General features: G+C 52.3%; 22 protein-coding genes. 10 read left to right on the top strand and 12 right to left on the bottom strand.

The annotated features are described in order from the left end of the window. Positions 1 to 26 precede the first annotated feature (26 nt). Positions 27 to 959 (bottom strand): Gfo/Idh/MocA family oxidoreductase, encoded by a 933-nt coding sequence (locus DG177_RS10040; RefSeq protein WP_108811351.1) that lies wholly within the window; start codon positions 957 to 959, stop codon positions 27 to 29. A gap of 112 nt (positions 960 to 1,071) precedes the next feature. Here DG177_RS10040 and DG177_RS10035 point away from each other — a divergent pair, with 112 nt between their 5' ends. The 4 genes from DG177_RS10035 to DG177_RS10020 all read left to right on the top strand — a co-directional run bounded on the left by DG177_RS10035 (position 1,072) and on the right by DG177_RS10020 (position 5,500). Beyond that, positions 1,072 to 2,895 (top strand): IlvD/Edd family dehydratase, encoded by a 1,824-nt coding sequence (locus tag DG177_RS10035; RefSeq protein ID WP_337658717.1) that lies wholly within the window; start codon positions 1,072 to 1,074, stop codon positions 2,893 to 2,895. A 4-nt stretch (positions 2,896 to 2,899) separates the two neighbouring features. After that, on the top strand, positions 2,900 to 3,802 hold the full coding sequence (locus DG177_RS10030; protein ID WP_337658716.1) for a 2-dehydro-3-deoxygalactonokinase: 903 nt from the start codon (positions 2,900 to 2,902) through the stop codon (positions 3,800 to 3,802). Next, complete coding sequence (locus DG177_RS10025; protein WP_108811349.1) at positions 3,799 to 4,692, top strand: SMP-30/gluconolactonase/LRE family protein; 894 nt, start codon at positions 3,799 to 3,801, stop codon at positions 4,690 to 4,692. Before DG177_RS10030 ends, DG177_RS10025 begins: the two co-directional genes overlap by 4 nt. 115 nt (positions 4,693 to 4,807) lie before the next feature. Next, positions 4,808 to 5,500, top strand: coding sequence for a FadR/GntR family transcriptional regulator (locus tag DG177_RS10020; RefSeq protein ID WP_337658715.1), 693 nt, complete (start codon positions 4,808 to 4,810; stop codon positions 5,498 to 5,500). Here DG177_RS10020 and DG177_RS10015 read toward each other — a convergent pair whose 3' ends face one another. Then, entirely contained in the window at positions 5,501 to 6,130 is a 630-nt protein-coding gene (locus DG177_RS10015; protein ID WP_108811347.1) for a 2-dehydro-3-deoxy-6-phosphogalactonate aldolase, read from the bottom strand. It abuts the gene before it with no gap. Between the two features lie 28 nt (positions 6,131 to 6,158). Then, positions 6,159 to 7,682, bottom strand: coding sequence for a sodium:solute symporter family transporter (locus tag DG177_RS10010; RefSeq protein ID WP_108811346.1), 1,524 nt, complete (start codon positions 7,680 to 7,682; stop codon positions 6,159 to 6,161). A gap of 114 nt (positions 7,683 to 7,796) precedes the next feature. Here DG177_RS10010 and DG177_RS10005 point away from each other — a divergent pair, with 114 nt between their 5' ends. Continuing rightward, entirely contained in the window at positions 7,797 to 9,947 is a 2,151-nt protein-coding gene (locus DG177_RS10005) for an alpha-galactosidase (protein ID WP_337658714.1), read from the top strand. Between the two features lie 118 nt (positions 9,948 to 10,065). Here the strand turns inward: DG177_RS10005 and DG177_RS10000 are convergent, their stop codons facing one another. From DG177_RS10000 to DG177_RS09985, 4 genes are all read right to left on the bottom strand, one after another. Next, on the bottom strand, positions 10,066 to 13,083 hold the full coding sequence (locus tag DG177_RS10000; protein WP_108811344.1) for a TonB-dependent receptor domain-containing protein: 3,018 nt from the start codon (positions 13,081 to 13,083) through the stop codon (positions 10,066 to 10,068). Between the two features lie 473 nt (positions 13,084 to 13,556). Beyond that, the gene (locus DG177_RS09995) at positions 13,557 to 13,961 is read right to left on the bottom strand and encodes a MucR family transcriptional regulator (protein WP_108811343.1); all 405 of its coding nucleotides are present in this window, start codon (positions 13,959 to 13,961) and stop codon (positions 13,557 to 13,559) included. Positions 13,962 to 14,182: 221 nt separating this feature from the next. Continuing rightward, on the bottom strand, positions 14,183 to 14,818 hold the full coding sequence (locus DG177_RS09990) for a 3-oxoacid CoA-transferase subunit B (RefSeq protein ID WP_108811342.1): 636 nt from the start codon (positions 14,816 to 14,818) through the stop codon (positions 14,183 to 14,185). Then, positions 14,815 to 15,525 carry a 3-oxoacid CoA-transferase subunit A gene (locus tag DG177_RS09985; protein ID WP_108811341.1) on the bottom strand — a complete coding sequence of 237 codons (711 nt, stop codon included), beginning with the start codon at positions 15,523 to 15,525 and terminating at the stop codon, positions 14,815 to 14,817. Before DG177_RS09985 ends, DG177_RS09990 begins: the two co-directional genes overlap by 4 nt. Before the next feature lie 102 nt (positions 15,526 to 15,627). Here DG177_RS09985 and DG177_RS09980 point away from each other — a divergent pair, with 102 nt between their 5' ends. Then, complete coding sequence (locus DG177_RS09980) at positions 15,628 to 16,725, top strand: esterase-like activity of phytase family protein (protein WP_337658713.1); 1,098 nt, start codon at positions 15,628 to 15,630, stop codon at positions 16,723 to 16,725. Positions 16,726 to 16,743: 18 nt separating this feature from the next. Here DG177_RS09980 and rpmB read toward each other — a convergent pair whose 3' ends face one another. Next, positions 16,744 to 17,031: a 50S ribosomal protein L28 gene (gene rpmB, locus DG177_RS09975; RefSeq protein WP_108811339.1), complete on the bottom strand. Its 288-nt coding sequence runs from the start codon at positions 17,029 to 17,031 to the stop codon at positions 16,744 to 16,746. A gap of 54 nt (positions 17,032 to 17,085) precedes the next feature. Beyond that, positions 17,086 to 17,220: a hypothetical protein gene (locus DG177_RS17725; protein ID WP_337658711.1), complete on the bottom strand. Its 135-nt coding sequence runs from the start codon at positions 17,218 to 17,220 to the stop codon at positions 17,086 to 17,088. On the opposite strand from DG177_RS17725, the gene tadA reads away from it, so the two are divergent. Further along, positions 17,221 to 17,679: a tRNA adenosine(34) deaminase TadA gene (tadA, locus tag DG177_RS09970; RefSeq protein WP_108811338.1), complete on the top strand. Its 459-nt coding sequence runs from the start codon at positions 17,221 to 17,223 to the stop codon at positions 17,677 to 17,679. Positions 17,680 to 17,691: 12 nt separating this feature from the next. Here the strand turns inward: tadA and DG177_RS09965 are convergent, their stop codons facing one another. Together DG177_RS09965 and DG177_RS09960 are read right to left on the bottom strand one after the other, a co-directional pair. Continuing rightward, positions 17,692 to 18,492 (bottom strand): LytTR family transcriptional regulator DNA-binding domain-containing protein, encoded by an 801-nt coding sequence (locus tag DG177_RS09965; RefSeq protein WP_108811337.1) that lies wholly within the window; start codon positions 18,490 to 18,492, stop codon positions 17,692 to 17,694. Continuing rightward, positions 18,489 to 19,718, bottom strand: coding sequence for a histidine kinase (locus tag DG177_RS09960; RefSeq protein WP_108811336.1), 1,230 nt, complete (start codon positions 19,716 to 19,718; stop codon positions 18,489 to 18,491). The genes DG177_RS09965 and DG177_RS09960 overlap by 4 nt, the downstream gene beginning before the upstream one ends. 97 nt (positions 19,719 to 19,815) lie before the next feature. On the opposite strand from DG177_RS09960, the gene DG177_RS09955 reads away from it, so the two are divergent. Beyond that, a complete protein-coding gene (locus DG177_RS09955; RefSeq protein ID WP_108811335.1) occupies positions 19,816 to 20,397 on the top strand; it encodes an HD domain-containing protein in 582 nt (193 codons plus the stop codon). Positions 20,398 to 20,438: 41 nt separating this feature from the next. On the opposite strand, the gene DG177_RS09950 is transcribed toward DG177_RS09955, so the two are convergent. Beyond that, positions 20,439 to 20,987: a winged helix-turn-helix transcriptional regulator gene (locus DG177_RS09950; RefSeq protein WP_108811334.1), complete on the bottom strand. Its 549-nt coding sequence runs from the start codon at positions 20,985 to 20,987 to the stop codon at positions 20,439 to 20,441. Positions 20,988 to 21,170: 183 nt separating this feature from the next. On the opposite strand from DG177_RS09950, the gene DG177_RS09945 reads away from it, so the two are divergent. Then, a complete protein-coding gene (locus DG177_RS09945) occupies positions 21,171 to 21,539 on the top strand; it encodes a CC_3452 family protein (protein WP_337658710.1) in 369 nt (122 codons plus the stop codon). A gap of 159 nt (positions 21,540 to 21,698) precedes the next feature. Beyond that, entirely contained in the window at positions 21,699 to 23,789 is a 2,091-nt protein-coding gene (locus DG177_RS09940; RefSeq protein ID WP_108811332.1) for a RelA/SpoT family protein, read from the top strand. Positions 23,790 to 24,149: the final 360 nt, after the last annotated feature.

The following is a 24,149-nucleotide window of genomic DNA, read 5'->3' as shown; positions in this document are numbered from 1 at the left end:
ACGCAATAACCGGTTCACAGGAAAAATCAGTCGGGAAAGGGCGCGACCGAATGGCGGCGACCGATCATCAAGGCATCAGCGGTTAGTTTGAGAGGCGCAAGATCCACATTGGACTGTCCAGTTCTGACCAGATTTACAAACTCCTCGTAGATTAGCCGATATTCCTCATTCGCATGCTGTTTCACGATCACCTGATCATCAATTTTAAGCAAGCTGCCACCGCGCTCCAGACTGAGCGAATGCGCATTGGTCTTTACGGTCATCGTCCAGATTTCATCATCTGTTGTTCGAAAATCAAAATGGGCGCTGGCTTCTTCGGCAAAGCTGCCGGAAAACTTGATATCAGCGGCAATCGGTGCCTGATGGTTTTCCGCTACAAACAGGCTGGCCTCGTGGACATGAAAGTCCATGGGCAATATCTTGGTAGCAATGGACAGGGCATTGATGCCCGGATCAAAGACTCCAAATCCGCCCGCCTCCCAAATCCACGTCTGTCCGGGATGCCATTTGCGCACATTTTCGCACCAGTGAATCGCAAAGGAGATTATTTCTTGATTGGCCAGAAGAGCAGCGGCCTTATCGACGGCTTCATTATATTGTGCATGCCATGTCGCAAACAGGGTCAGGCCGGTTGATTCTGCATAGTCGGAGAGATGTTCCACTTCCGTCAGTGTCGCGCCGGGCGGCTTTTCAAGCAGGACATGCCAACCCCTGCTTAACGCGTCCCGGGCGATTTTGGTGCGGCCCTTGGGCGGCGTACAAAGGGCGATGGCATCCACGGCAACAGCGCTATCGGCCAGTTCTTTCAGTGAAGCAAAGACCGGAACACCCTCCGGGGATTCGCTACGACTGCTGACAATGGCGACCAGCTCAGCACCATCAGTCTTCGCTATGGCCGGGACATGCTGGTCTTTGGCGATTTTGCCATAGCCCATGATCGCGATGCGCAAATTGGTCATACTCTCTCGTCCCCGGCCTGTCCCAACTTAAAATCACCTTTCTAGGCGGTAACGCGCATGACCTGTCACTGTAAACTGTCTTGAAAGCCGACGGCCGCTTGGGACATTCGGCTTGCATAAATCATATCAATATGATCATGTGAATGACCGTCTGGCGCAGCTTTTGTCAAGCTTTGCTGACGACATAGCAATCGTGATGGGAAAACAGGTGACCGACAAAAAGGCACGCAGAAGCGCCGCTGTTTATGGCAAGCGTGACAGGGATGGCTTCATTCACCGTAGCTGGATGAAAAGCCAGGGGCTTCCCGACGACAGTTTTGATGGCCGGCCGATTATCGGCCTGTGCAACACATGGTCAGAACTGACACCCTGCAACGCGCATCTACGCATCTTGGCGGAACATGTGAAACGCGGCGTCTGGCAAGCGGGCGGTGTACCAGTGGAATTTCCGGTATCGTCATTGGGCGAAACCCAGATGCGACCTACGGCAATGTTGTTTCGCAATTTGCTGGCTATGGATGTCGAAGAGGCATTGCGCGGCTACGCTATGGACGGGGTGGTTCTGCTTGGCGGCTGTGACAAGACAACGCCGGGTCAATTGATGGGAGCGGCATCGGTCGATCTGCCCGCTATTGTTGTTTCTTCCGGCCCAATGCTGAGCGGCAAGTTTCGCGGTGAGACCATCGGATCGGGCACAGACGTCTGGCGTCTGAGCGAAGCGGCACGAGCAGGCGAAATCAGTGAAGAGACATTTTTCAGTGCGGAAGCGGCCATGTCGCGCAGTGCTGGCGTGTGTAACACTATGGGCACGGCGTCGACAATTGGCAGTCTGAGTGAAGCATTGGGTGTCGCTCTGCCCGGCAACGCTTCCATCCCTGCCGTAGACGCCCGCCGCCGAACGATGGCCCATGAAGCCGGACGACGGATCGTGGCGCTGGTCGAGGAAGACAAGCCGCTGTCGACTTTTTTGAGCCGGGCGGCTTTTGAAAATGCGATATTGGTCCATGCAGCCGTTGGTGGCTCGACCAATGCTGTTGTCCATCTACTGGCGCTTGCAGGACGCTGCGGCGTGGATCTGCAGTTGGAGGATTTTGACCGGTTCTCGCGGGACGTGCCCTTGCTCGCTAATCTTTTGCCTTCCGGCGAATATCTGATGGAAGATTTTGACTATGCGGGCGGAATGCCCGCAATCATGAACCGTATTGCCGATCGTTTGCGCGGGACGGCTCCGACGGTTGGTGGCCAGATGATTGGTGAGGTCGCCGCGTCAGGGGAGTGTTTCAATGATGCTGTCATTCGTCCGCTCGATACCCCTGTGCAAAGTTCATCAGGTACCTGGGTGTTACGGGGCAACCTGTGCCCGGGCGGCGCGATCATCAAGCCAAACGCTGCTACGCCTGAGCTGCTGACACATGAAGGACCTGCCGTGGTCTTTGAATCGATCGAGGATTTCAAGGCGAGGGTCGATGATCCCGACCTCGAAATCACGGAGGATTCGGTGATGGTGCTGAAACAGTGCGGACCCAAAGGCTATCCGGGCATGCCGGAAGTCGGCAATATGCCCCTGCCCAAGAAACTGCTTCAGGCCGGCGTGCGCGATATGGTGCGCTTATCGGATGCTCGGATGAGCGGAACAGCTTATGGCACGGTGGTCCTGCATATATCGCCTGAATCCCATCTCGGTGGTCCGCTGGCCGTTGTGCAAAATGGCGACCGGATCAAACTCGACGGTCCGGCGCGATCGCTGACCTTGCTGGTTGACGATGCTGAGCTTGAAAAACGCAAAGCAGAACTGTCGGCTCCAATGGCGCCGCCAAACAGCGAGCGCGGCTATGTCCATCTCCATGTGAATCATGTCGAACAAGCGGACAAAGGCTGCGATCTTGATTTTCTGGTTGGTAAAAGCGGCGCCACCGTCACGCGTGAATCGCACTAAAGTCATGACAAAGCCTGCCTTTATCGCGATTGACTGGGGCACCAGCAATGCGCGTTTCGTGCTGGCTGACAAAATGGGTGTGCGGCTTGATGAAACGCATGGTCCGGGCATCGCGAAAATGGGTAATGCGGATGCGATTGAGGCGACCTGTTTTAAAGCTATTGGTGACTGGATCGGACGGGGCACGTCACTGCCGGTGCTCATGGCGGGAATGGTCGGATCCAACATTGGCTGGCGTGAAGCCGCTTATGTCGAAACTCCGGCTTCAGTTGAGGCGGTACTGTCCGCTGCATTACGGTTTGAAGCTCGGGGCGCAAGATTTGCGATCCTGCCCGGTGTAAAGACCAATCGTCTAGGCGATGGCCTGCCTGATCTAATGCGCGGTGAGGAAACGCAGATTATGGGTGCGGCGGAGGACGGCTTGATATGTCTGCCGGGCACGCACTCGAAATGGGTACAGCGTTCAGGCGGGACGATAGAGACATTTCATACCGCGCAAACGGGAGAACTGCTTGAGCTGATCGGGAAGCAGAGCATATTGCTGAACCCAAGAAGAGCACCAGCGGCGGTTGTTGGACGAGCGTTTACGGATGGGGTGAAGGTGGCGCTTACCAATGCTTTGGGACTGGAGTCTTTGCTCTTCACGGTACGTAGCAGGCAAGTTGCGGGTGACCTACCCGATACAGAAGCTGATTCTTATCTGACTGGGCTTTTGGTCGGAGCCGAGATTCGCTCTGCATTGGCGATATATAATGATGTTGAAAACGTGCAGCTGATCGGGTCGCCGGGCCTGACTACACTCTATGCCGCCGCACTCGATAGGGCTGGCAAAAGTTCAATTCAGATAGACGGTCAGTCTGCCAGTCTGGCAGGTCTCACCAAAGCCTATCAGGAGATATTTGCATGACCATGGATATCTCGCCGACAAAAATATTCGACGTCAAGAACCGGCTGGGAGAATGTGTGCTATGGGATGGACGACAGTCCGCCATATTATGGACGGATATTGAATCATCCCGGTTCTGGACCTGGCATTTTTCCGACGCAGAACCACAGAGTTTCCTGTTGCCCGAAAGACTGGGCAGTTTTGCCCTTACGGATATGATCGGTACCTATCTGGGAGCTTTTGAGAGCGGCTTTGCGATTTTCACGCCGTCTGAAGACGTGTTTCAGCTCATCGCTCCCGTATCTGCGGACCACAAACATCTGCGGATGAATGACGGTCGCGTGGACCGGCAGGGTCGATTTTGGGCAGCCACCATGGCCGAACAAGATCCGACCGGAGAGGAGCCCTGGGGCACCTTGTGGCGTCATGATGGGGGTGATCAGGTTTTCCCCACGCTATCGGGCTTCAAGATCCCCAATAGCCTGTGCTGGAGCCGGGACGGCGAGACGATGTATTTCGCGGATTCGCCGCAAAATACCATTTGGCGCTATGCGTTTGACCCGGACAAGGGGCCGATTGGTGATCCTGTCATATTCGCCAAGACCGACAAAGGCGTACATCCTGACGGCAGCTGCATCGACAGCGAGGATCATCTATGGAACGCGCAATGGGGTGCTGGCGAGGTTGTGCGATATCGACCGGATGGCAGCATAGAGCGGCGGCTGGAACTTCCGGTAAGTCAACCCAGTTGCGTTGCGTTTGGCGGTCCGAATCTTGACATGCTGTTCGTGACAACTGCGCGCGTTGATTTGAGTGAGGAGCAGCTTTCAGACCAGCCACTAGCGGGTGCCCTTTTTGCGTACCAGACTGATATGAAAGGGATTCCCGAGGTGGTCTGCCGCTCGGTATGACCGGGGCCACGTGTATCGAAATTACAGATGATACTTGCAACGCACCCATCGCGTCCGCAAAGATACTCTTCAGGAGCGAGGGAATTATACTGTGGCACGAACGCCAAGAGGAAATTTGACTGATCATGTGGCCACTTCGCTAGGCCGGTCGATTGTTTCTGGCGAATATGAGCCGGGTTCGGTCTTCCAGATCAACGACCTTTGCAGGTCGTTTGATGCCAGCCGCACGGTCATGCGTGAAGCTGTGAAAGCGCTGACCGCCAAAGGTCTCGTAACCTCTCGTGCGAGTGTCGGCAGCATTGTCCAGAAGGAAGAAAGCTGGAACTTGTCTGATCCGGATGTGTTGGACTGGTTTCTGCATGTAAAGGGCAATACCGTGCCCTTGATCCGGGAGTTTATGGAGTTTCGGCTGGCGATCGAGCCCATGGCGGCGATGCTTGCAGCTGAACTTGGTGATCAGGCGGCCATAGCGAAAATAGACATGGCACTGGACCGGATGAAAGCGGCAAAAAATGGCGAAGATGATGCGCTGGCTGCCGATATCGAGTTTCATGTCGCGATATTGCACGCCAGCGGCAACCGCTTTTATGTGAACATGCGGCATACAGTTGACGTAGCGCTGAATATTTCCATCCGTGTGACTAACCGGTCAAAGGGCGTTGCCTTGGCGAGCGTGGCTGATCATGCGAAAATTGCCGACGCGATCAGGGACGGAGACGGAGAAGCTGCAAAAGCATATATGACAAACCTGATCATGGAAGCGCAGCAACTCTTGCAAGGCAAAATTCCCGCTCTCGAAAATATCTAGTCAGGACAGAAGCTGCGCAAAGGCCTTTGCCTTGGCGCTTACTGCAGCGGCGCTGTCACCAGCTCGGTAGATTGACCCGCCGATGCCAAACCCGGTAGCGCCTGCCTGGCGATAAGCCGGTAAATTTTCCGTGGTAACGCCTCCGACCACAAGCATTCTCGCCTCCGAAGGCAACACAGCGCGCATGGCCTTCACTCCGGCAGGCGGCACCAATTCTCCCGGGAATAGCTTGATCGCGTGGGCTCCCGCGTCCAACGCATCAAAGGCTTCACTCGGTGTCAGACAGCCTGGCGTGGAAAGCATGCCGCCTGCCACTGCGGCTTTGATGACATCTGGCCGCATATTGGGTGAAACAATCAACTGACTGCCGGCATCCTTGCACCGAGTGACATCAGCAGCATTTAAAACGGTACCGGCACCGACAATGGCTCTTCCGGCGAAACAACGCGCCATGATCCCGATCGATGAAAACGGATCAGGCGAGTTGAGCGGCACCTCCAATATGGTGATACCAGCGGCAATAATCGCTTCGCCAATGGCCTCAATCTCATCCGGCTGCACCCCACGCAATATGGCAACCACGGGCATGGCCGAAAGCTGTTTGTCAAACGAGTCTATCAATTCAGTCATGCACATACCTCATCGGGGGGCGGAAATATCAGGCCGCTTCGGCTGCCCGCTGCGCTTTGCCTTCAGTGCTAAAGATAAAGACGGCCCGGTTTCCGAAAATCAGCCGGTTTACGGTGAGTGCGAATAGCACCGACGTCACCAGCACCACAACCATGACATCAATATAATGCAACCACGGCACTCCGATATGTTGATAGAATGTCTCGCCCTCGTAAATCAGGCCGGGCTTATACAAGACAAAATTGTGGAAGGCATAAAGCGCAAAACCCCATAACAGACCGGCTATCGCGGCGCGGGCATCGACGTGGCGGAATAGCAATCCGACGATGAAGGTCGACAGGATTGGCATGGATAGCAATCCGTTCAATTCCTGCAGCAAATTGATGATACTCTCTGCGCTGGCAAATAGCGGAACCAGCGCGATGGCGATAAGCGACGCTGCAACTCCGACAATGCGGTTGAGTCGTCCCGGGTTGGCGCCTGGGTTGATATATTGCTGGTGGAAATCAATTGTATAGAGCGTCGTGGTGGCATTGAGCACAGCCGAAAATGTTGTGAGCACGGCCGCAGCGATCATCGCGGCAAACAACCCGCTCGTCCAGCTCGGTAAGACCTGTGCGACAAGCATGCCATAAGCCCGATCACCGACATCGCCGAAGAGCTTGTACGCGACCACGCCGGGCACCACGACAATTGCCGGAATGATCAAGAACCGGATTGCCGCCGCGGCCATGACGCCTTTCTGGGCTTCACGGACTGTTGGAGCAGCCAGTGCCTTTTGCGTGATGTTCTGATTGGTGCTCCAGTAGAAAATCTGGATGAACAGCATGCCGGTGAACAGCGTATGGAAAGGAATGGGCGAGTCATTAGACCCGATCATCGTAATACGCTCTGGCGGCACATCGGTGACAATATCGAAATTGACGGCTTGGAGCGCAAGAAAGACAACGACCAGCGCCAACCCCAATATGCCGACACCGCTATAGGTGTCGAGCACAGCCACCGCGCGCAGACCGCCCAATATGGCATAAGCAGCACCAACGGTTGCGAAAACCGCGGCGATCAGAATAAGGGAAATATTCACACCGAATAGCGACTGCATGAACAATGCACCGCTATAGATGACGGCAGGCAGGTAAATGACGACATTGCCGATAAGAAACAGCGCGGAAATCGTGGTACGGATGTTGCGCTTCTTATAGCGTTTTTCCAGCAGTTCGGTGACGGTTGTACAATTATTGCGATAGTAGATCGGCACAAACACAAAGGCCAGAATGGACAGTCCGACGATAGCGGAAAGCTCCCACCAGGCGAGCAGCAGCATTTGATTGCCATTCATACCGACAAGCTGATCGGTGGACAGGTTGGTCAAGGTGATCGCGCCAGCGATAAAGAACCAGCTTAGACCTCCGCCTGCCAGAAAGACATCTTTGGCAGACCCATCCTCACCAGCCGCTTTGCCGCGCACTTTCAGATAGGTAAGCAGTCCGATGAGGACCATGAGCCCGACAAAAACACCGATCTGGACCGCCGACACACCCCCGCTATTCATACGCAAACTCTCCCGTTTCATACTATTAATAGTATTTTTCGGCTGTGCATGCCAGAACGGTTTTTCTTTTTGCAAAATATAAAATTCGATTACGAACTTGTCATGTCTGGAGAAATGCAAATCGACAATCGCATGGAGACAATCCGCTTTGATGCCGGAGAAATGTCCTTCATTCTCTGCTGCGCCAATGGAGAGCCGCCTTTCATCCTTTACTGGGGACCGCGCCTTGCTCCTGACCTATCCGTTGAACAGGTTTCTTTGCTCTCCACGAGGCAAAGCGCCCACGGCATAGAAGATGTCAATATTCAGCCATCTTTGGCGATGGAGCCCGGAATCGGCTATACTGGGCCAAGCGGCTTTTCTGCCCATCGAGAAGGACAGGACTGGGGTAGCCGGTTCGTTGTGCAGAACGTCAAACGGGATCCGCAATCCTGTCGGATAAGCTGCCATGATCATCGCACCGGTATCGCTCTCGATTATGATATTGTGGTCGATAGCGACAATGGTTTGCTGACATTCTCATCTTCCATCACCAATCAGCAAGATCGCCCGCTTGATCTGGTCGATATGGCAACAATCTGCTTACCGATACCCGCGCATATAACGGACATTATAGGATTTTCCGGCCGCTGGGCGCGTGAGTTTCAGATGGAAAGGGTCAGTCGTTTTTCTGGTTCCTATATGCGGGAGAACCGGCGTGGCCGCACTTCCCATGACTGTTTTCCTGGGCTGATCTTGTGCGAAGAAAATAGCGATGAACAGTCAGGGGAAGCTTATGGTCTGCACTTGGCATGGAGTGGGAATAGTCGCCTGCGTGTCGACAGCAATGGCGACGGCCGGGTTTTCGCATCCATGGGTGCGTTGCTGTTCCCTGGCGAAATCCGGTTGGCTCCGGGTGAGAGCTACCATAGCCCGCAGCTGGTCGGAGCCTATACCTGTTCAGGGCTTTCATCGCTGAGCCAGCATTATCATGATCACGTGCGCAACAATTTGCTACGCCAATCGACACGATTTCGCGTGCGGCCAGTGCATTATAACAGCTGGGAAGCCGTCTATTTCGACCATGATCAGGATCGATTAAAGGCTTTGGCTTCGCGCGCTGCAGATGTCGGCGTGGAGCGTTTTGTTCTTGATGACGGATGGTTTGGTGGGCGCCGTAACGATGCGGCGGGCCTTGGCGACTGGCATGTTTCGGATGCGGTTTATCCTGATGGGCTGAAACCCCTGATTGATCACGTCACCGGTTTGGGCATGGAAATGGGTATCTGGTTTGAACCGGAAATGATCAACGCCGACAGCGATCTGTATCGCGCTCATCCGGACTGGATTTTGGGTCTGGATGGTGTTGAACAGGTGCCGTTTCGAAACCAGTATGCACTCGATATTTCCAGACCGGAAGTATCTGATCATCTGTTCGGGCGGATCAGCGCAATACTGACTGACCATGATATCGGCTATGTCAAATGGGACATGAACCGGGACCTCAATCATCCCGGTGGTCAACAGGGCATTGCCAAAGCTTACGCGCATGTACAGGCACTTTGGGCGCTGATTGATCGCTTGCGTAGCGCACATCCTGACGTCGAGTTTGAAAGCTGTGCTTCGGGCGGCGGGCGTGCCGATTTTGGGATGTTGGCACGAACCGACCGAGTATGGACTTCTGACAGCAATGACGCACTTGATCGTCAGATCATTCAGCGCGGTGCATCCCATTTCTTGCCGCTCAAAGTGATGGGCGCCCATGTTGGTCCGCGCCATTGTCATATCACAGGGCGCACATTGTCGATGGCCATGCGCGCAGGCACCGCGTTGATGGGCCATATGGGGTTGGAGCTGAATTTGCTGGACGAACCTCCGGAAGAGCTGGAAGAGTTGAAGGCCGCTATCGCGCTTTACAAAAATCACCGAAACCTTTTGCATGACGGCGATTTTGGCCGGATGGACAGTCCCGACTATCTCAATATCATGGGTGTCGTGGCGAAGGACAAGGGCGAGGCGCTCTATTCCGTCGCCTATTTGACTGGACAAGTCCCAGCACTGCCAGGCCGGTTCCGGTTTTCCGGATTAGACCCGGAAGCAAACTACAGGATCCGGCAAATCTGGCCCGAAGACTGGTACAGCGAGAAATCTCCATCCGTCATTGACGCTTTGGATCTGGCCGGCGCGGGTATGAGTTTTTCCGGCGCTGTTCTGAGTCAGGTTGGAATGCAACTGCCGGTCGCGCCACCGGAAACGGTTTTGCTCTTTTATCTGAGCGCGGACTAGAACTTCATTCCAGATTTGGGTGGCAGATTTGGGTGGCAGATTTGGGTGATAGCGGTAAATGGCAAAAAAGAAGGCCGCGATTACGCGGCCTTCCTGTTTGTCGATCTAGTCGGATTGATCAGAAGCGCATCCGGACACCCGTATAATAACGCCGACCGAATATGTCATAGACGTCTGCAGCAGTGTCAGAGCCAGTGACATTAAATGGCGCAGAAGTTGGAATTAGGGGCGCATCATTGTCGAGCAAGTTATCTACACCAAAGTAGAATTCGAACTCCTCTGATACTTTATAGTTCAACTGGCTGTCCAAGTAGAATTGAGCATCCACAGCATCACCACAATCCACACAGAACTGATCGTCTGTCACGGCAGAGCTAATGTAAGTTCCGGTAAACCCAATGCGGAATGGCCCTTCTGAATAACCCAGATTTGCAGTGAAGCGATCTTGGGAGGTTCCGATTTCGCCTGCCGACGGATCGACCGGTTGATCATCCCGCTGCCGGAAGTCATTATTGAACACATGAGTATAGGCAATCTTGGCGCTCAACCTCCCGTCAATGCCCAGAGCGTCCAGACCAGTATTATATGAAGCCGTTACATCAATACCTTCTGTTCTCAAGCTCGCACCATTGAGCTGTTGAGCATCAACGAATTCGATTGAACCTGCGCTATTTGTCGATGTCTGATTTGCACGCCGTGTAATGAACGAGCATGATACCGCATCAGCGTTGTTAAAGCACTGGTCCAGGGTAAATGCCCGTCCTGGAGCGGCAATCACATTGCTCACATCGATATTATAATAGTCGACCGTGATTGTGAGATTGCGAAGGGCGTCAATAGAACGCGGATTGATCACTGCACCAACGGTCCAGCTATCTGCCTTTTCTTCTTCCAGATCAGGGTTGGACAGGTTGAAGCCACTTATGCCTTGGATATCCGCCTGGACCAGCTGGAATTCGCCGCCATTTGCCGCAATATTTGCATTTACCCCTGCAAAAGCCCGGCAAGCTGTTGCCAAAGCGCTGGTTTCAGTTGCCGTAACACCACCATTCGGGCCGGTACCGCTATTTGCACAAGGATCTTGCAAGCCAGGTGGAAATGTCTGTCCAGCGCCTGCAAACAGCTCGTCGATATTAGGCGCCCGCACAGCACGTGAATAGGTACCGCGCAATCGAATGTCTTCGATCGGTTGCCATGTCAGCGTACCATTGTAGCTTACGACAGTTCCTACTGTGGAATAATCGGCAACACGGATAGCACCACCTGCCTCTAGCAACTCAAAGCCTGGCGTATTGGCAAGGATCGGCACTTTGACTTCAAGATAGCCCTCGAGAACGTCAAACTCACCGAAAGAGTCGCCCAGCTTGTTGCCGCCGTTTAAGCCAGCATTGGTTAGGGCGTCATTGTCTTCTTCACTTTCTTCACGGCGATATTCTACGCCTGCCGCAATGCCGAGCGGACCAGCTGGCAACTCGAAAAGAGAGCCGTAAATATTACCCTGAACAACTTGTTGAGTGATCTTGGTTTGAAAGGTTGCTTGCGCGTCAATAAAGGCGATCGCGTCCTGTGAAATGTTACCTTCGCCAAATATATTGATCGGCACACAACCACTAGCCCGAGCATCAGCGTTGATACAGATAGCCTCGGTTACATCACCGTCGCCATCGATATCATCAATATCAGCTTGAGCGGCTAACGCTTGCTGAAAACTCTGGATGTTGACTTGTCCGCTAGACGTTTGATTCTCAGAAGTCTGACCAAAATTATAGCTCACGTCCCAATTGAACTTATCGTCAAATATTGCGCCATCAAAGCCGACAACAAAACGATAGAAATCGCGGGTCGTATCACCTGATCGCGGACCAAACTCGGTCAAACGACGTTGAAACCCGATGTCTCTCAGGCCATCACCATCGGTATCTTGAGCAGCTGCAACAATATCTGCTGGAACCAATGGGTTGACCAATATTGCACCATTAACATCATTCTCAATTGGCATACGACCGGTCCCCGGGAAAATTCCGGTGCTACCGCCCGATTGCAAAGCAAAGGGTTCGATAATGCGTGATGATTCGGTGCGGCTATACGTTCCTTCAAAAAACAGATTTACGTGGTCCGAAATTTCGTAGCTGCCAACAGTCGCGAATAGATATCGTTCGACTGGAACAGCTAGTGTACGGAAATTTTGGCGATTAAACCCATTCGGTCCAACCCCACCTGCACATGTCGTACCATTGGTTGTAAAGCAGGGCTGAAGATTACCATTTGGATCGAAGGTGAAATCATCGCCTACACCCGGAGTTCCCGCGACATCGAATCTGCCTTGCGGGGGGAAGCTAGAGAAAAATGGTTCCAGTTCTTCGTTTACATCACCGCCGAAGAAAATATTCGAAATGGCATCAACCTCAGTATTCGAACGCTCACGTGACAACAATCCGTCTTCATTGGAATAGCCAAAGTGAACCATCACGTTACCGCGACCATCCGCGACATTTGTCCCAAAGGTCAAATTGGCTTGATAACGCAAATCATCACTGCGCTCGGTTAGTCCGATTTGGCCATTGGCTTCTATGCCTTCAAAATCCTTTTTGTAGACAAAATTGACAACGCCAGCGACGGCATCTGAACCATATAACGAAGATGCACCGCCCGTCAGAATGTCTACGCGCTCAAGAAACTGTGTTGGAATGACGTTAAGGTCAACAATTGACGTGCCGGGAATCCCAGCAACGACACGGCGACCATTGACCAACACCAGTGTTCGGTTTGACCCAAGGTCACGAAGGTCGACTGACGCTACACCGGTACCGGATGTTAGAAATGCCGAGTTCGTCCGGCTGAGCGCAGGTGTACCGAAGGCGGGATTTTCTAAGAGCAGTTCTTGAACATTTGTAACGCCAGAGTCGTCAATCGCGGCGTCATCCAGGATTTGCAAAGGTGCAGCAGATTCAACAGTGGGTGAAGCGATGCGCGAACCGGTTACGACAATGAGATCGCCGCTTTCTTCTGATTCTTGTCCGGATTCTGCTGCTTGTTGATCTTGTGCTTTCGCTGTTGTGGCGGAGATTGCTAGCGCCATAATTGCAGCCGATGCAAAAGACTGGCGTAGGGTTTTGGCTTTAAAATTGGATCTCATTTTGGATTCCCCTGTTTGGTTACAGGGGCAACCAATAATATTAGGGGCTATTCAGCAATAAAATAAGGCATGAATCTCTATATTAGAAAATACATGAAGTTTTGACGCAACGGTGACTTTACAGATTTGTAAAACAAAAAAATGAAATTGAAAATATCATCTATCTATTTGGTTTTTAAGGAGATAATGATCCAATATGATCAACGCTGGGCGAGCTTTGGATATCTGGCCTCACGGTTGATGACTTTTTGCTATTTTAAGGCGTGCTTATCGGCTGACGTTAAAGACGTCATTGAGACTCCGGCGGCAAGGGTATGATGGGCTGATCGAGAAAGACACGGTCCCACAACAGACCAATGCTGATGGCCATGTATCACCAATTCAGGGTGATCCATGGCCATAATCCGGATTTCAGATAGCGCTCATATTCGCTCGAGCAGCAATTATCTTGGCGAGAAAGCGGGCTTAGGCAGTTACTTGCGACCCAAACCGATTTTTGTTGCCAATCCGCTGCGCACCTTGGAATAGTTTGAAGATACCATTGGATAATCGGCTGGAAGTCCCCATTTCGCGCGATACTCTTCCGGTGTCATATTGTATCGTGTCATCAGGTGGCGTTTCAGCATTTTGAACTTTTTGCCATCTTCCAAACAAACAATATGGTCCGGTTTGATCGACTCTTCGATGGGTACAGCTGGTTCCTGTTTGGTCATTGTCGATGTTGGCTTCCCGGCCAGTTCAGACATAGCGCTGTGAACGCTGTTAATCAGCAGCGGTAAGTCAGAAACTGCGACACTATTGTTGTTCACGTGCGCAACGACGATCTGTGACGTTAATGCAATAAGCGTTTCGTCCATTCTATTATCTTCTTCAGACATATTCGGCCCCCCGACCTATATTTTATTCAATTATTTCAACACCTTCGATATGTAATCGAATTACATCCATTTCGGATATAAAATTGTGATGTGCTTCCTGTCTCAATAAATCAAGCATTGTTTCACTATTGACGGAGGCGGAGGATTAACAACTGCCGATTCTGCTATATTTCAAGCATGGGGCCATCGGTAAAAATGAAATATTACAAGAGGGATTGCGATCAAGTCAGGTAAAAACCAGTTGTCTTCTCTGCAACTTCCTCAGCTGACACACCGGGAGCCAGTTCGATGAGCTTAAATGGTGACTCGTGATCTGAACGGTGGAACACACAAAGATCAGTAATGATCATATCGACTACATTGGTTCCGGTGAGCGGTAATGTGCACGCAGGGATAAATTTGGGACTGCCATCCTTGGCGCAATGATCCATGACTACGATGATCTTTTTGACACCAGCAACCAGATCCATGGCTCCGCCCATGCCCTTGATCATCTTGCCGGGAATCATCCAGTTGGCAATATCCCCATTTTCGGCAACTTCCATCGCACCTAAAACGGTCAAATCAATATGCCCGCCGCGGATCATGGCAAAACTGTCAGCGCTACCGAAATAGCTTGAGGAAGGAAGTTCGCTGATCGTTTGCTTGCCGGCATTGATCAGGTCTGCATCGATTTCATCCTCATAGGGAAAAGGACCAATGCCCAGCATGCCGTTCTCGCTCTGCAGCGTAACTTCCACACCATCCGGAATATGATTGGCGACCAGTGTCGGAATGCCGATGCCCAGATTGACATAATAGCCGTCTTGCAGCTCTTGCGCAGCACGCGCTGCCATTTGATTGCGATCCCAGCTCATGACGCGTCTCCCCGTTCGCGAGTCATGCGAAACTCTATCTTCTTGTCATAGGGTGAGCCGTCGATCAGCCTTTTGACATAAATACTGGGTAGGTGGATCGCGTCGGGATCCAGTTCGCCAACCTCAACAATTTCTTCTACTTCAGCGACGCAAATCTTCCCTGCGGTGGCCATCGGCGCATTGAAATTCCGCGCGGTCTTGCGAAATATTAGATTGCCCGCTCTGTCGGCCTTCCATCCTTTGATCAGACACAGGTCCGCATATATCCCACGTTCCAGTATATAGTCTTCCCCGTCGAAATTCTTCACTTCCTTGCCTTCTGCAACCTGAGTGCCCACGCCCGTTTTGGTATAAAAACCCGGTATTCCAGCGCCGCCAGCCCGGCAGCGTTCGGCCAGTGTTCCCTGGGGACAGAATTCCACTTCCAGCTCTCCAGACAAATATTGCCGTTCAAACTCCTTGTTTTCTCCCACATATGAGGAGATCATTTTCTTCACCTGTTTCGAGCGAAGCAACTTGCCGAGCCCCTCATTATCGATTCCAGCATTGTTCGAGGCGATTGTCAGATCCTTGACCTCGGCGACCTGAAGCGCATCAATCAAGCGCTCGGGAATACCGCACAGTCCAAATCCTCCGACGCACAAATGCATACCGTCAAACAAGAGCCCGTCCAGAGCTGTAGTCGCGTCAGGATAAATCGTCTTCATATGGAGCCTTTCAGAATGACATTGGTGGTTCCTAGCGCACCTTTTTGGCAACCGTCCAGAATAGAATATATTTGCGCTAGATTATCGGTTATGGGCGCTTTCGTGACCCGATTATTTGCATGCCTTTCGTTGTTTTTCTTCCTGGTTCCGGTGACCTATATTCACGGCTCGCCCCCGGTGAAGAACAACAGCCAATATATCCGGTTGCAATCGATCAGTTTTGATTCGCAAGATCCAAATCGCAAAAAATCCGGTAGATTGGAGTTTCTGGCGGGCTGGAAGCTCACAAGTGACAATGCTGATTTTGGCGGCATATCATCGATGCTGGTTCTTCCGGACAGCCGGTTTTTTATGTTGAGTGATGCGGGTGTTCTCATAGGCTTCACATTGGATGAAAAAGAAGGCTTGGCTAAACGGCCATTTATTGCGCCGCTGCCCGATGGTCCGCCGGTAGAAAACGGATTTGCAAAGAAGAATTGGGATGCAGAGTCCCTGGCTCACAATCCGCAGACCGGCCAATATTGGGTTGGTTATGAGCGCTATCACGGGATCTGGCGCTATGGCCCTTCTTTTGCGCGCAAGGAAGCAGAGCAACAAGTCAAAGAGATGCAAAGCTGGCCGCAAAATGGTGGAGCAGAGGCAATGCTTCGGCTGCCGGGATCGGAAGACTCAAAGGATCGTTTTCTGGTTTTTTCTGAATCTGCCGACTATAGCAAAGGTGGTTATCAGGCGTTGATTTTTGAGGGTGATCCGGCGGAATCGGATGTGAAGCCAGCACTATTTGGTTATCGCCCACCCAAGGGATATGAATTGACTGATGCGACTTTGTTGCCTGATGGCCGTGCGCTGTTATTGCATCGCCGCTTCACGCCGCTTGAGGGTGTTTCCGCTATTGTTTCGATCGGTGATCTATCGGAGATCAAGGCTGGTAAGCTGTGGACGTCACAACGGATAGCTTCACTGAAACCGCCTTTAAAGGTCGACAATATGGAAGCGTTGAGCGTGACGGTCGAAGGTGATGAGACGATCATCTGGATCGCATCGGACGATAATTTCAATGCGATTCAGGAAACGATATTGATGAAGTTCCGGTTGGCCAAGGGCAAGCAAAAGAAGAAGGGCAAGGACGGTCGTACAGCGCCTGCACCTCCAAAAGCAAAAGCCGAGGCTCGCCCCGGCTTTTCATCAATTCCAAATTAAATACTATTCAATAGTAAGTTAAGCAGCAGCCTGCTTTTTGGCGATTTCTTTTTTGATGCGGCGTACGCGCAAGCTCAACTTGTCGTCGGATGTTTTCAGCAGCCAGTTATCCAGCCCGCCAACATGCTCGACTGATCGCAGACCATGGGTCGATACCCGAAGTTTTATGCCTTTGCCGAGTGCGTCGGACAACAGCGTCACATTTTGCAGGTTGGGCAAAAAGGTTTTCTTGGTCCGGTTTTTGGCGTGCGATACGTTATTACCTACCAGCCGAGTCTTACCTGTCAGTTCGCAAATCCGCGACATCTTGCTTGTCCAATTTCTTGTTAATGAGTGATTCCCGTAGGAAAGACAGCGCACCTAACCGCAAAAGGTCAGTCCGTCAAGCGTTGCGCCAAGATTTTCCGCCCTGTCGAGGCCTGATTGCGTCGGCAATCTATCTACGGCAAGCGGGTTCATCTGGTCATTGCCATTGCTACGCGCTAATCGCTGCATATGACGACCGATCCATTCCAATCCTATATGCCGCAAGCACTGGCATTGGCCAGGCAGGCGGCGGACTCGGGTGAGGTTCCAGTCGGGGCCGTTATTGTCCGCCAAGGAGAAATAGTCGGGCAAGGCTACAACCTGACGCGTACCAACAATGATCCCAGTGCTCACGCAGAAATTGCAGCGATTCGCCAGGCTTGCAGTGCATTAAACACCGATCGGCTCGAAGATTGTGATCTCTGGGTGACGCTCGAACCCTGCACAATGTGTGCCGGTGCCATTGCCCATGCCAGAATCAGGCGCCTCTATTACGGTGCGTCTGATCCCAAGGGCGGGGCAGTGGAGAGCGGCGTAAATTTTTTTGCCGCTTCCACCTGCCACCATGCACCCGAGGTCTATGCGGGATTCGAAGAATCCGAATCCGCATCTTTACTGAAGGGTTTTTTCAAAAATCGCCGCGACTAAAAGACCGTGCGCTTAGTGCACAAACCGTGCAACGACATCGCGGTAACTGCGGCTGACCTTCACCTGCGCACCTGATCCCAGAATCAGAAAACATTCGCCATTGGTATGGGGTTTTACCTCGCGTACCTGACCGAGATTAACGATCGTCGAACGATGGACGCGCTGAAAATTGCGAGGATCCAGGCGCTTTTCAAGGTCCTTCATTGTTTCACGCAGGATCAGCGAATTGTCGGCGGTATAAATGCACATATAGTCGCCTGCCGCGTCAATCCGTTCAATCGTATCAACATCGACGCGGAAAATCTGGCCGCGATCCTTGACGTTGATCAGCTTTTCATAGCGGCTGGCTGCAGCAGGTTCTTCTGCATTTTCCAGATCGGCCATAGCAGCGGGAGCCACTTCGCTGAGGACAGTTTTCAGCTTTTCAATTTCTTCTGCACCGCGTTTTTCCGTGAGCCGGTTTCGCACCCGTTCCAGCGCATCGGCCAGACGATCCGGTTCGACCGGTTTGACAAGATAATCAACAGCCTCTGCCTCGAAGGCGCGGACAGCATGATCGGCATAAGCGGTAACGAAAATGAACAGGGGTGGTTCGATTTCCATAATGCCCTGAACAACAGAAAAACCGTCAAAGCCGGGCATCTGAATGTCGAGGAAAACAAGATCGGGCTTCAGCGTCTTGATTTTGCGAATGGCTTCGCGCCCATTGTTGCAAGTATCGATAACTTCGATATCTTCGAATTTCTCGAGACGGATTTGAAGACCCTGAATGGCCAGTTTTTCGTCGTCGACTAATATCGTCTTTATCGTCATGGATTCATATCCTTTTGGTGCGATGAAGCCATAGCGGGGGCGGTGACGAGACCCCCATGGCTTGTATCGGATGCATGCTCCCCAAATATTGCTTCGTTTCTGATCTGGCCGGTTGTCGCATTGTCTTGCGCAGCCTCTTTCTCAATCTGTTCTCTGGTCTCAAATGGCAATGCAATGATCACAGAAAAGCCGCCTCCTGTTGAAGATTTGATCTCAAACGCATGCGCTTCTCCATAAGCTTGGTTTAATCGCTCCTGAATATTTCCCAAACCCACGCCCGTGGAATGATTATTTTTAGGGATTGGACCATTTTTTCCAGGACCGGTATCCGCAACTATTATGCGGACCTTATCATTTTCAAGTCGAGCCGATACCGAGATATCCGCACCTTCTTCCATCGGAGTGACTGCATATTTGATCGCATTCTCCACCAGAGGTTGCAACAACAGGGACGGCAACAGCGCGTCGCGGACTGCCGGATCAATGTCAAAGCTGGGTCGCAACCGGTCCTCAAAGCGCATTTTTTCAATGTCGAGATAAAGGTGCAGCGTTTCAACCTCTTGGGCCAAAGTCACACGGCTGTGCACTTCGTTGACCAATGTATGCCGTAAAAAGGAGGACAGGCGGGACAACATCGCATTTGCCGGTTCAGTCTGTTTCAGCAGTACGAGTGTGGAGATGCTGTTAAGCGTATTGAACAGAAAATGCGGGTTGAGCTGGTAACGCAGCATTGCGAGCTGGGCCCTGGTGGCTTGCGTTTCGAGCCGCAAAAGCTGATCATTCTGTTCTTCGACCCGCAAAAAGAAATTAATTGCGTAATAGAGCGCCGACCATGCCCCAAGCAACATACTGCCGAGGAACAGGGCGCCAAGAAATAATGTACCAAAGGCAGTTTCCGAAGTCGGGTTCTGGATGCGGAAAACCCACGCATCGACAAAAGCATAGAGCGATGCTGCTACTGCTAACGCAACGGCGGTCACGCCCCATGTCACCAGAGGTTTGCGGTTGATCAGGTTGCGATAGATAACCGACAGCAATAGCGAGATCGAATAACCGGTTATCGTACCGATAATTGCAGGCACCAGAAAGCTGAGCGGCAAGCCATTGGAAATACCCGACAATCCGCGCAGCGCGAGCACCGCGGCCCAGCCGGCGGATTGCAGGTTCCAGAATGCGCGGTTTTTATTGCCAAAAAAGGGCTGGGGGCGGATTTCGATAACGGCCATATGTCCTATCTATAGCGCGGCATTGCCGTTTGGGAAAGAATCGCATAAACTTGTTGGATAAAGAGCATTTTCAAGATGCATGAAAAAGGAGAGAGTCATGGGCGGTCCCAACGAAGTCAGAGCAAAATTCCCTTCGATGGAGGAAGGCACCAAAGAAGACTGGGACATTATTGGCGGCCATTACATGCCCTTTGCCAGCAAAGTAGCAGACCGCGTCCTTGATCATTTGCGGTTGCTGGACGGCGACTATGGCGGATTTCCGGTCGACCGGCTGGAACATAGTTTGCAAACCGCAACCCGCGCGCACCGCGATGGCCGGCCGGATGACTATGTCGTGATGGCTTTGCTGCACGACATTGGGGATACTTTGGGCACGTTTAACCACCCTGATGTTGCCGCTGCGATCCTGAAACCCTTTGTCAGCGAAAAACTGCATTGGATTACAGAGAAACACGGAATTTTTCAGGGCTATTATTTTTTCCACCATCTCGGACAGGACCGCGATATGCGTGAACAGTTCCGTGGACATGAGCATTTTGAAGATTGTGCGGAATTTTGTGAAAAATATGACCAGTCGGCGTTTGACGCCAATTATGAAAGCGCACCGCTGGAATTTTTCGAACCGATTGTCCGCAAGGTTATGGCACGGCCAATTAACAGCATTTATGTCAACGAATAGGCCATAAACAGACGTCTGGAGCTAACGTAACGATCTGGCGTTCAAGCCGCAGAGGGTTCGCCAATTTCCTTGAGAGGGCGAACAACCATATCGGCGCGATCTGCCGAACCACTATGGTCGGCGGCATGGCTTTTAAGCTCAGCCTCATCAATCCAGCATAGATCATCCAGGCCGAGAACGCGGTCATCATGGGCGCGGATGGAAATCTGGCTGATTGGCCGACGGTCTTTGGCATCGGCCAGCACCGGATTGGATCGCACGCCGGTTTCCCATTTTTCGCCCCACTGGCGAATGGCAACGATCACACTGAGCAGGTCTGCGCCCTTGTCGGTCAGGCGATATTCGACTTTGCGCTTATCATGATCACAGGGGCGGCGGGACATAATGCCTGCCTCGACCAGTCGGGTCAGGCGGTTTGCCAATATATTCCGCGCGATACCTATCTCACTGAGAAAGTCTTCAAAATGGCGAACGCCATTAAATGAGGCACGCAAGATCATGAAGCACCAGCGCTCGCCAATGACTTCCAGAGAGATGGGCAGTGAGCAGCCGTTTCCGAGTTCCGCAAGATTTTCGGTTAATTTGTCCATATCGCACCCTAGCCCAGTTTTGGATAATCCCAAAAAAAAATATAAGTTTTTAGTTGCAACTTAAAACCTAATAAACTAAGTACTGATTCGCAACCTAAATTGCAAGCCGATTTTTCCTCACTTTTCCTCCCCGGGATATTTCGGCGCAACAAAAGGGAATTGCTGAATCGAAAGGAATTTGAAATGCTTATCTCCCAAACCCCATTGCGCCATATGGCCATGCTGTTTGTCGCCATTCTGACAACCACACTTATTTTTACCGCTAGCGCGGCTAATGCGCGCAGCAAGCAGGTGGCCTATACGGCCGAGCTGCAACAGCCCGTCGAGGCTACGCGCCATATTATCAGAGGTACGGTGATGCACTGCGCCGGCACCGAGTGCAAAGGGGCTAAAAGCAGCTCATCGGTCAAGACCGTCTGCGCTCGTTTGTCCCGCAAAGTCGGCCCTTTGGCATCTTTCACCTATAAAGGCGAAGCTGTTGATGCTGAGGCGCTTGCCAAGTGCAACGGAGACAAAAATGGCGCGAAGCAGCGGATCGCCAACCGCCAGTAAACAAGACTTCACAACCGGCCACTCAATCCCGTTATGGCCATGAAAATGGCTCGGCCGGTTACACTCAAGCGTTGAAGCGATGCCCTCCACCCTCGAAGGCTTTCGCTTCAACGCTATTTTTTTGTTGCTCCTTCGCGGAAAGCCAGACAGTTTGAGGGTGTGTTGAGGCAATATGAACTTGTTGAGCGGGTGCGCAGCTATGACCCGGAGGCGGATGAGGATCTGATCAACCGCGCCTATGTCTTCTCCGTTCAGAAGCATGGCAGCCAGAAACGCGCTAGCGGCGACCCTTATTTCAGTCACCCGATCGAAGTGGCCGGGCTGATGACGGATCTTAAGCTGGATCAGCAAACCATCGTCACGGCCTTATTGCATGATACCGTTGAAGATACGCTGACCACAGTTGAAGAAATTGAAAAACTCTTCGGAACTGATATCGGCCGGCTCGTCGATGGCGTAACCAAATTATCCAAGATCGAAGCCCAGACGGACAATGAACGTGCGGCAGAGAATCTGAGAAAATTCCTGCTCGCCATGTCCGACGATATCCGGGTGCTTTTGGTCAAACTTGCTGACCGGCTGCACAATATGCGCACGCTTCATTTCATCAAAAATGAAGAGAAGCGCCGCCGGATTGCGCATGAGACTATGGATATTTACGCTCCGCTCGCTGAACGGATCGGCATGTACGAATATATGCGCGAGATGCAGCTATTGGCATTCAGTCATCTCGAACCAGAGGCTTATGAGACGATAACCGGCCGGCTTAACGCAATCAAAGAGGGTGACGAAGGACAGGTCCATAAAATAGCCCGGTCGCTGGAAAAGGCCCTTGCTGCAGGAGGATTGGCGGCGCAGGTGAGTGGCCGGGAAAAACATCCCTATTCAATCTGGCGCAAGATGCAGGAGCGTCACGTCAGTTTTGAGCAGCTGACGGATATCATGGCGTTTCGGGTGATAACTGACAACAGCGCGGAATGTTATCGGGCCTTGGGCATCTTGCACCAAAAATGGAAAACCGTCCCGGGGCGGTTCAAGGATTATATCTCGACGCCCAAGCGCAATGGCTATCAGTCGCTGCACACGACCATCATGCATGGCAATAACATGCGCGTGGAAATCCAGATCCGTTCGACCCGCATGCACCGCGACAATGAATATGGGTTGGCGGCACACTGGGCCTATAAACAGGGCGGGGGGCCGGACGGACAAGCAGGCTGGATTCGCGATCTTATTGAAATTCTTGACCATGCCGAGGATGCGGAGGAGCTGCTCGAGAACACCAAGCTGGCCATGTATCAAGATCGGATCTTTGCGTTCACGCCCAAGGGCGCGTTGCTGCAGATGCCAAGAGGATCAACGACGGTCGACTTTGCGTATGCGGTGCATACGGATCTCGGCAATCAGGCCGTCGGAGCCAAGGTCAATGGTCGCCACGTGCCGCTGCGCACGCAGCTGACCAATGGCGATGTTGTCGAAATCCTGAAATCCAATGGACAGGAGCCGCAGCCAGGCTGGCTGTCGTTTGTTATTACAGGGAAGGCGCGCGCAGCCATTCGGCGATTCGTCCGCCATAAGGAACGCGACGAGATTGTTGAAATTGGTACCAAGCTGTATGATGAGATTGTCGAGCGTCTACCCGGCAAAATTGGCAAAAAGGCCCTGAAGGCAGCGCTGAAACGACTTGACCTGGAAGATGATGACGCATTGATGATCGCCATTGGCACGCGGGAACTCAGCGACCGAGAAGTCATGGAAGCGCTGATGCCCGGCAGCGTCAACGACAATGATGACGACCGCGAATGGCCAGAACAGGACCGTGCTATCTCGATCAAGGGGCTAACCCCTGGTGTGGCGTTCAATCTTGCGGAATGCTGTCATCCCGTACCGGGCGACCGGATCGTCGGCCTGCGCCGCAGCGGCGCGAATGTCGAGGTGCATGCGATTGATTGCATGAAGCTGGCTGACGGGGTCGATGCGGACTGGGTTGATCTCAGCTGGGGCACCGAAACCGACGGTGCCGCTGCGAGGTTAATGGTGGTGCTTCATAACAAACCCGGCACGCTGGCCGAGATGGCTGGCATATTCGGCTTTCATAATGCCAATATTCTGCGGTTGCGCATGACCAACCGGGATGCGCCTTTCCACACGTTCGAAGTTGATCTCGAAGTGCATAATGTCCACCACCTAATGCGCATATTGTCGGCGCTGAGGGCTTCGGAAGCTGTGGCGCAGGCAGAGCGGTTGTAAGATTTCAGGGGCGGTAGCGGATTTTTATCGCAAAAGTGGACATTAGCGGCGATACGCTTCTCTTGACATAATTCTCCATCTCGCTATTGCGCTCTCACAAATTGTGCTTCTGACAAGGAATCGCAATTTCCGTCCGAGACAGCCGGTGAAGGCAATTTGGCCTTCTTAATTTCCAGCCTAGACGGGGATCAGTTTTTTCGCGAGGAAACTCGCGGGTTTGCAGTTAGCGTTTTCCAACGCGGCCAAGCAACCAAAACCCCCCTTCGGATTATACAGAACTGACTTCGGTTGGTTCTTTCGCTCGTCATTCTGGTTTGCACTGGGGTGGCGTTATTGAAGAAAGCGGATTGCGCTTCAAAA

It is taken from the genome of Sphingorhabdus sp. Alg231-15 (genome assembly GCF_900149705.1).
Lineage (GTDB): Bacteria > Pseudomonadota > Alphaproteobacteria > Sphingomonadales > Sphingomonadaceae > Parasphingorhabdus.
Note: the sequence above shows the minus strand (reverse complement) of the source record. Positions and strands in the feature narration are given on the sequence as shown.